The sequence below is a fragment of the Capnocytophaga sp. oral taxon 329 str. F0087 genome (assembly GCF_000213295.2).
Lineage (GTDB): Bacteria > Bacteroidota > Bacteroidia > Flavobacteriales > Flavobacteriaceae > Capnocytophaga > Capnocytophaga leadbetteri_A.
The window spans coordinates 1-5,632 of sequence record NZ_KN390068.1 but is presented as its reverse complement, the minus strand read 5'-3'; the positions used below and the strand labels follow the sequence as shown (position 1 = coordinate 5,632).

The 5,632-nt window shown below is 37.4% G+C and carries 7 protein-coding genes; 6 read left to right on the top strand and 1 reads right to left on the bottom strand.

Annotation, left to right across the window (positions count from 1 at the left end):
• Positions 1–253, bottom strand: a 253-nt coding sequence (locus HMPREF9074_RS11100; RefSeq protein WP_034540838.1) for a hypothetical protein, incomplete at its 3' end; no start/stop codon positions are given.
• 245 nt (positions 254–498) lie between these two features.
• Between HMPREF9074_RS11100 and HMPREF9074_RS11095 the strand changes: the two genes are divergently transcribed.
• The 6 genes from HMPREF9074_RS11095 (at position 499) to cysS (ending at position 5,573) form a co-directional block, all read left to right on the top strand.
• The gene (locus tag HMPREF9074_RS11095) at positions 499–834 is read left to right on the top strand and encodes a helix-turn-helix domain-containing protein (protein WP_009390717.1); all 336 of its coding nucleotides are present in this window, start codon (positions 499–501) and stop codon (positions 832–834) included.
• A gap of 2 nt (positions 835–836) precedes the next feature.
• Entirely contained in the window at positions 837–1,313 is a 477-nt protein-coding gene (locus HMPREF9074_RS11090) for a hypothetical protein (RefSeq protein WP_009390716.1), read from the top strand.
• Between the two features lie 69 nt (positions 1,314–1,382).
• Positions 1,383–1,667 (top strand): hypothetical protein, encoded by a 285-nt coding sequence (locus HMPREF9074_RS11085; protein WP_009390715.1) that lies wholly within the window; start codon positions 1,383–1,385, stop codon positions 1,665–1,667.
• Between the two features lie 414 nt (positions 1,668–2,081).
• Entirely contained in the window at positions 2,082–3,065 is a 984-nt protein-coding gene (gene murB, locus HMPREF9074_RS11080; protein ID WP_009390713.1) for a UDP-N-acetylmuramate dehydrogenase, read from the top strand.
• Between the two features lie 59 nt (positions 3,066–3,124).
• On the top strand, positions 3,125–4,084 hold the full coding sequence (locus tag HMPREF9074_RS11075; RefSeq protein WP_009390712.1) for a glycosyltransferase family 2 protein: 960 nt from the start codon (positions 3,125–3,127) through the stop codon (positions 4,082–4,084).
• A gap of 10 nt (positions 4,085–4,094) precedes the next feature.
• Positions 4,095–5,573 carry a cysteine--tRNA ligase gene (gene cysS, locus HMPREF9074_RS11070; protein WP_034540840.1) on the top strand — a complete coding sequence of 493 codons (1,479 nt, stop codon included), beginning with the start codon at positions 4,095–4,097 and terminating at the stop codon, positions 5,571–5,573.
• Positions 5,574–5,632: the final 59 nt, after the last annotated feature.

Genomic DNA, 5,632 nt, shown 5'->3' with positions numbered 1-5,632 from the left:
AAACAGTTATATTCCGTCTTTCGGCTTTGATTGTTTCTGTTTCAAAGCTAACATTATACCCTTGCTGTTGGGCTACTTCTTCAAAAAGCGTTTTAAGGTATTGTGTGCTTACCTTATAGTTTATGGCTTTGAAGAGAGCATTGCGCATCTCTAAAAAGTTGTTTTTTTTGTTTTCAAACTGACTAAGATGTGCTTCGAGCCATTCTGTTATGGCGATGCGTTTTTGGTTTTCTGTTTTTCTTTCTGTGTACATAACGTTCTTTTTTTTGGGTTTCTGTTTTAAATCTCGGAAATAGTTCGTATATTTGTCGCTTAAATAAGGTGCGTATTTTGAACTCTCTTTTGGCAGCCTTTTTAGGAATACTACTTTGGGTTACTATTTCGGGGGCAAATATATAAATAATATTTCAATATGCAATAAAAAATATATCATTTTGTAATAATTTATTTCGGATAGAATATATGTTATTGATTATTAATTGTTTAATTTTACGCCTTATGATAACACAAGAACAAATATTAAAGAATATTCTAAAAATCCGTACAGATAAAGGGTTTACACAACAAAATGTAGCGGAACATTTAGGCATAGAACAGGGTAGTTATAGCCTTATTGAGAAAGGTAGGAGAGAATTATCTATAGAACGTTTATTGCAAATTGCTATTTTTCTGGGGGTAGATGTAAAAGATATTATTACTTATCCTAATAGAGAATATAACAATAGCGATGATGAGGTAAAAGCGGTATTGCAGATTGAACTTAAAAAGGACAAAAAGGAGCAAGTAATGAAGCTTATTTTTGGGGATAATAACTTGGAAATATTGAATAAGTAGTTATGTTTTATAATTTATTTTTAGGAATTATTTCAGGTATTGTCACAGCATTTTTATTATGGTTTTTCAAATCATTATGGGGTGAAAAATTAATTCCTTTTTTAAAGAAGATTAGTTATAGTGGATATATAGTAGCAGGAACTTGGTATGAAGATGATGGTATAGATAAATCTACTATTTATTTAAAACAAGTTGGACAAGAAATAAAAGGAACAATAATTATAACCAAACCTCTTCTTGGGGAAACAAAGAATTTTTTTTGCAAAGGAATTATAAGGGGCAGTGTTATATCTATTATGACATTCAATAGTGATAGAACACAAATAGGAGCACAAAGCTATATTTTATTTGTGAAAACAGATGGAAAAGTATTAAACGGGAGTAAAATATATTATAATATTTTTCCTTCAGATTATGAAGATGAAATTCAGCATATAAAAATAGCTTGGTGGAGAGAAAATAAGAAAACCAACGATTGACACAAGAAAGCTCAGGGCTGAAAGATAAAATAATACAGCTGATGGAGGAGAAAATAAAGAAATAAAACAATGAAAGAAGAATTTGCAGCTAATAATAAAATTAGAAACCATCGGCAGCTAACCGATAGGGAACTTATGGAGCAAATATATGAATTGCTCGCAGGGGTAAACGCAAAATTGGATAAACTCGGAATGCTGAAATACAAAGAACTTGGCGTTGATGTGTCGATATTTACTCTGCCATTTAGTGATGATACATTAGATGATAAGCAAAGTAAAACTGAGAGCTTAGAACAAACCTTAGATGATACCCAAAAGTATTTTGATGAGATTTTCAAGCCTATTGAAGACTAATTTGCAGCTTGCACATAAATAATTTATGTGCAGAAATGAATTTATGTGCAGTTTGTGTGCAAAAATCACCCTGTAAATCAGTAACTTACCCTACTGCACATAAATCATATAAATATTATTACTATTAATATACGTAAAAAAATAAAATAATTATTATTATATATAGTACCCTTGTGGTCTGGGACTATTTTGGGACTTATATGTAATATTTATATACCTTTCATAAAAAAGAAAGGCTTGATAATTAGATAGTTACGGCTTTTAGTATTCTGGAAGACCCTCCCGTCTTCGCTACAAGAAAGGCGTAATTAGTTTGATAATGAACTAATTACGCTTATTTTATTAAAATAGCCGGGTCTGATTTGGGGCAAAATTAGAAACTCCTTACAGCATTCACATTTAATCTTTTTTATTATGTTGATACCTAATACATTCAACGTTGAGGCAGAAGCCGATGTCTTGCTCGATATTCATTCTGAACAGGCTCTTATCGAGGCGCTGCATATGTATCCTAATCCGTTTGTTTTGGGCGGAGGCAGTAATATGCTTATTACTCAAAAAATCTCTCAGCCTGTGCTGCATATCCTACTCAAAGGGATAGAAGTGCAAGAGGAAACAGATGATTATGTGTTGATTAAGGCGGCTGCGGGCGAAAATTGGCATCAGTTTGTCCAATATACCTTAAGCAAAGGTTATGGCGGACTTGAAAACCTCTCTCTTATCTATGGCAATGTCGGTACTACTCCCGTGCAGAACATAGGGGCGTATGGGGTCGAGATTAAAGATGTAATGACCAGCTGCGAGGCGATAGATGTGCGCACCCTACAAAAACGCGTCTTTAGCAATGCTGATTGTTGTTTTGGCTATCGCGAGTCTATTTTCAAAGGTGAGGAGAAAGGTCATTATATCATCACGGCGGTTACTTTCAAACTTACTAAGCGCAACCATTTGCTACACACACAATACGGAGCTATAGAGGAAGTGCTACGCGAGCGACACATAACCACTCCTACCCCTCAGCAACTTTCAGAAGTAGTGATAGCTATCAGGCAGCGTAAATTGCCTAATCCGGCAGAGTTAGGCAACTGTGGAAGTTTCTTCAAAAATCCCATATTGCCAAAGGAGAAGTATATAGAACTACAGCAGCTGTATCCGCAAATACCCTCATATAAAGTAGACGACTTTAATGTAAAAGTGCCTGCCGGTTGGCTTATTGATACTTGTGGACTGAAAGGTCATCGAGTAGGCGATGCGGGCGTACATACCCAGCAAGCATTAGTATTAGTCAATTACGGAAAGGCTACAGGTAAAGAAATATTAGCCGTAGCGCATTATGTGAAAGACCAAGTATTTGAAAAATTTGGTGTTGCGTTAGAATTTGAGGTAAATATCTTCTGAAGATAATAAAAAAATTACTATCTTTGCCCTTTATTAACAGCTAAACGGAATATCGCCCTATGCAAATATCAATAGTAATACCACTTCTCAATGAAGAAGAGTCATTGGCAGAGCTTTATCAATGGCTTACTAAGGTGCTGACGCTCAATAGATTTTCGTATGAAATTATCTTTGTTGATGATGGTAGTACCGATGGTTCTTGGCGAGTGATTATGCAGTTGGCTGAAAAAGATGCACAGGTACGAGGTATTCGCTTTTTGCGCAATTATGGCAAATCACAAGCCCTACACGCAGGTTTTAAGGCTGCAGAAGGCGAGGTGGTCATTACAATGGACGCTGACCTACAAGATAGCCCTGATGAAATTCCTGCCTTGTACGAGATGATAACTAAGGATAATTATGACTTGGTGTCAGGTTGGAAGAAGAAGCGCTACGATTCGGTGCTTGCAAAGAATCTTCCTTCAAAGTTATTTAATTGGGCAGCGCGAAAAACTTCTGGACTTACCCTACACGACTTCAATTGCGGACTGAAAGCCTACAAGAAAGAGGTGATAAAAAATGTAGAGGTATCGGGCGAAATGCACCGCTATATACCGGTATTGGCAAAGAATGCGGGCTTCAATCGTATTACAGAGAAAGTGGTGCAGCATCAAGCGCGCAAATACGGAGTTACAAAGTTTGGTATGAGCCGATTTATCAATGGTTTTTTAGATCTTATTACCATTAGCTTTTTGTCGCATTTTGGCAAGCGACCTATGCACTTTTTTGGGGCATTAGGGGTGCTGATGTTTTTTATAGGGTTTCTATTTTCAGCTTATTTGGGTATTGATAAACTGTTTATCAACCCTAACGGAAGGCTCATAGCCGACCGCCCTCAGTTTTATTTGGCGCTAACCACAATGCTTATCGGCACTCAGTTTTTTATTGCAGGTTTTTTGGGTGAGATTATTCTGAAGACCAAGAATAATGAAGAGCGCTATAAGATTAGCGAATTAGTAAATGGAAAAAATAGCAAATAATATAATAGCAATGAAACATCAATTAAAAATATTTAATTCCTTAACAGGAGAAAAAGAGGTCTTTGTACCTTTGCACGAAAATAATGTGGGTATGTACGTGTGCGGCCCTACCGTGTATAGTAATGTACACTTGGGTAATGTGCGTACCTTTATGTCGTTTGACTTTATTTATCGTGCCCTTAAGTTTTTAGGTTACAAGGTACGTTATGTGCGCAACATTACCGATGCAGGTCACCTAACTGATGATGGCGATGTAAATAACGACCGCTTCGTGAAGCAATCGCGCTTAGAGAAGCTCGAACCTATGGAGATAGTACAGAAGTATACGGTTGATTTTCATAAAGTATTAGAAATTTTCAACCTCTTGCCACCTACTATCGAGCCTACCGCTACAGGGCATATTTTAGAGCAGATACAGCTTACCGAAAAGCTGCTGAAAGACGGTTTTGCCTACGAAAGCAATGGGTCTGTCTACTTTGATGTGTTAGAATACAATAAGCGTGGCTTAAATTATGGCGAGCTTTCACGCAGAAATATAGAAGAACTTTTTGCTAATACCCGCGATTTAGACGGTCAAGGAGAGAAGCGCAATCCACAAGATTTTGCACTGTGGAAAAAAGCGTCTCCCGCTCATATAATGCGTTGGGCTTCTCCTTGGGGCGATGGCTTCCCTGGTTGGCACCTCGAATGTACCGTGATGAGCACCAAATATCTCGGTAATCAGTTCGATATACACGGAGGCGGAATGGACTTGAAGTTCCCACACCACGAATGCGAGATAGCACAAGGTAAGGCAGGGCACGGTGAAAGTCCCGTACGTTATTGGATGCACGCTAATATGCTGACAATGAATGGGCAACGTATGAGTAAATCGACAGGTAACTATATACTTCCGATGCAGCTCATTACGGGCAATAACACTTTCTTCGAGAAACCTTTTGCCCCAGCAGTGATACGTTTTTGCTTTATGCAGGCACATTATCGCAGTGTGCTTGATATCTCTAACGAGGCGATGCTTGCTGCCGAAAAAGGCTTTACCAGACTTATGGAAGCGATGAAAATACTAAATGAGCTGACTACTGAAGTTACACATCCTACCGCCCTACCTATAGCAGAGTGGAAACAAAAATGCTATGAGGCTCTTTTAGATGACTTCAATTCGCCTATTCTTATTGCACATCTCTTCGAAGCTGTCAAATGGGTATTCCAATTGAAAAACGGAGAAGAAAAAATATCTGTAGAGGAGCTTAATGAGTTGAAAACGCTGATGAATGCTTTTGTTTTTGATGTTTTAGGTTTGCAGGCAGAACAATTGGCAGCAGATAATAACGACAAATTAGATGGGGTACTACAGTTGCTTATCGATATGCGAATGGAAGCCCGTGCTAATAAAGATTGGGCACTATCTGATAAAATACGCGATGCGCTTTTGCCTCTCGGCATACAGCTAAAAGACGGTAAAGATGGTACAAGTTATATTATCAATTAAAATGATTTTTTTGTAGTAATAAGATTGCTAATTGCTGATTATTTACTACTTTTGCAATA

Bases quoted from the DNA above. Each gene is read 5' to 3' on its own strand.
- HMPREF9074_RS11075 (WP_009390712.1), top strand. From the start codon at position 3,125: ATGCAAATATCAATAGTAATACCACTTCTCAATGAAGAAGAGTCATTG.
- cysS (WP_034540840.1), top strand. From the start codon at position 4,095: ATGAAACATCAATTAAAAATATTTAATTCCTTAACAGGAGAAAAAGAG.
- HMPREF9074_RS11095 (WP_009390717.1), top strand. From the start codon at position 499: ATGATAACACAAGAACAAATATTAAAGAATATTCTAAAAATCCGTACA.
- murB (WP_009390713.1), top strand. From the start codon at position 2,082: ATGTTGATACCTAATACATTCAACGTTGAGGCAGAAGCCGATGTCTTG.
- HMPREF9074_RS11090 (WP_009390716.1), top strand. From the start codon at position 837: ATGTTTTATAATTTATTTTTAGGAATTATTTCAGGTATTGTCACAGCA.
- HMPREF9074_RS11085 (WP_009390715.1), top strand. From the start codon at position 1,383: ATGAAAGAAGAATTTGCAGCTAATAATAAAATTAGAAACCATCGGCAG.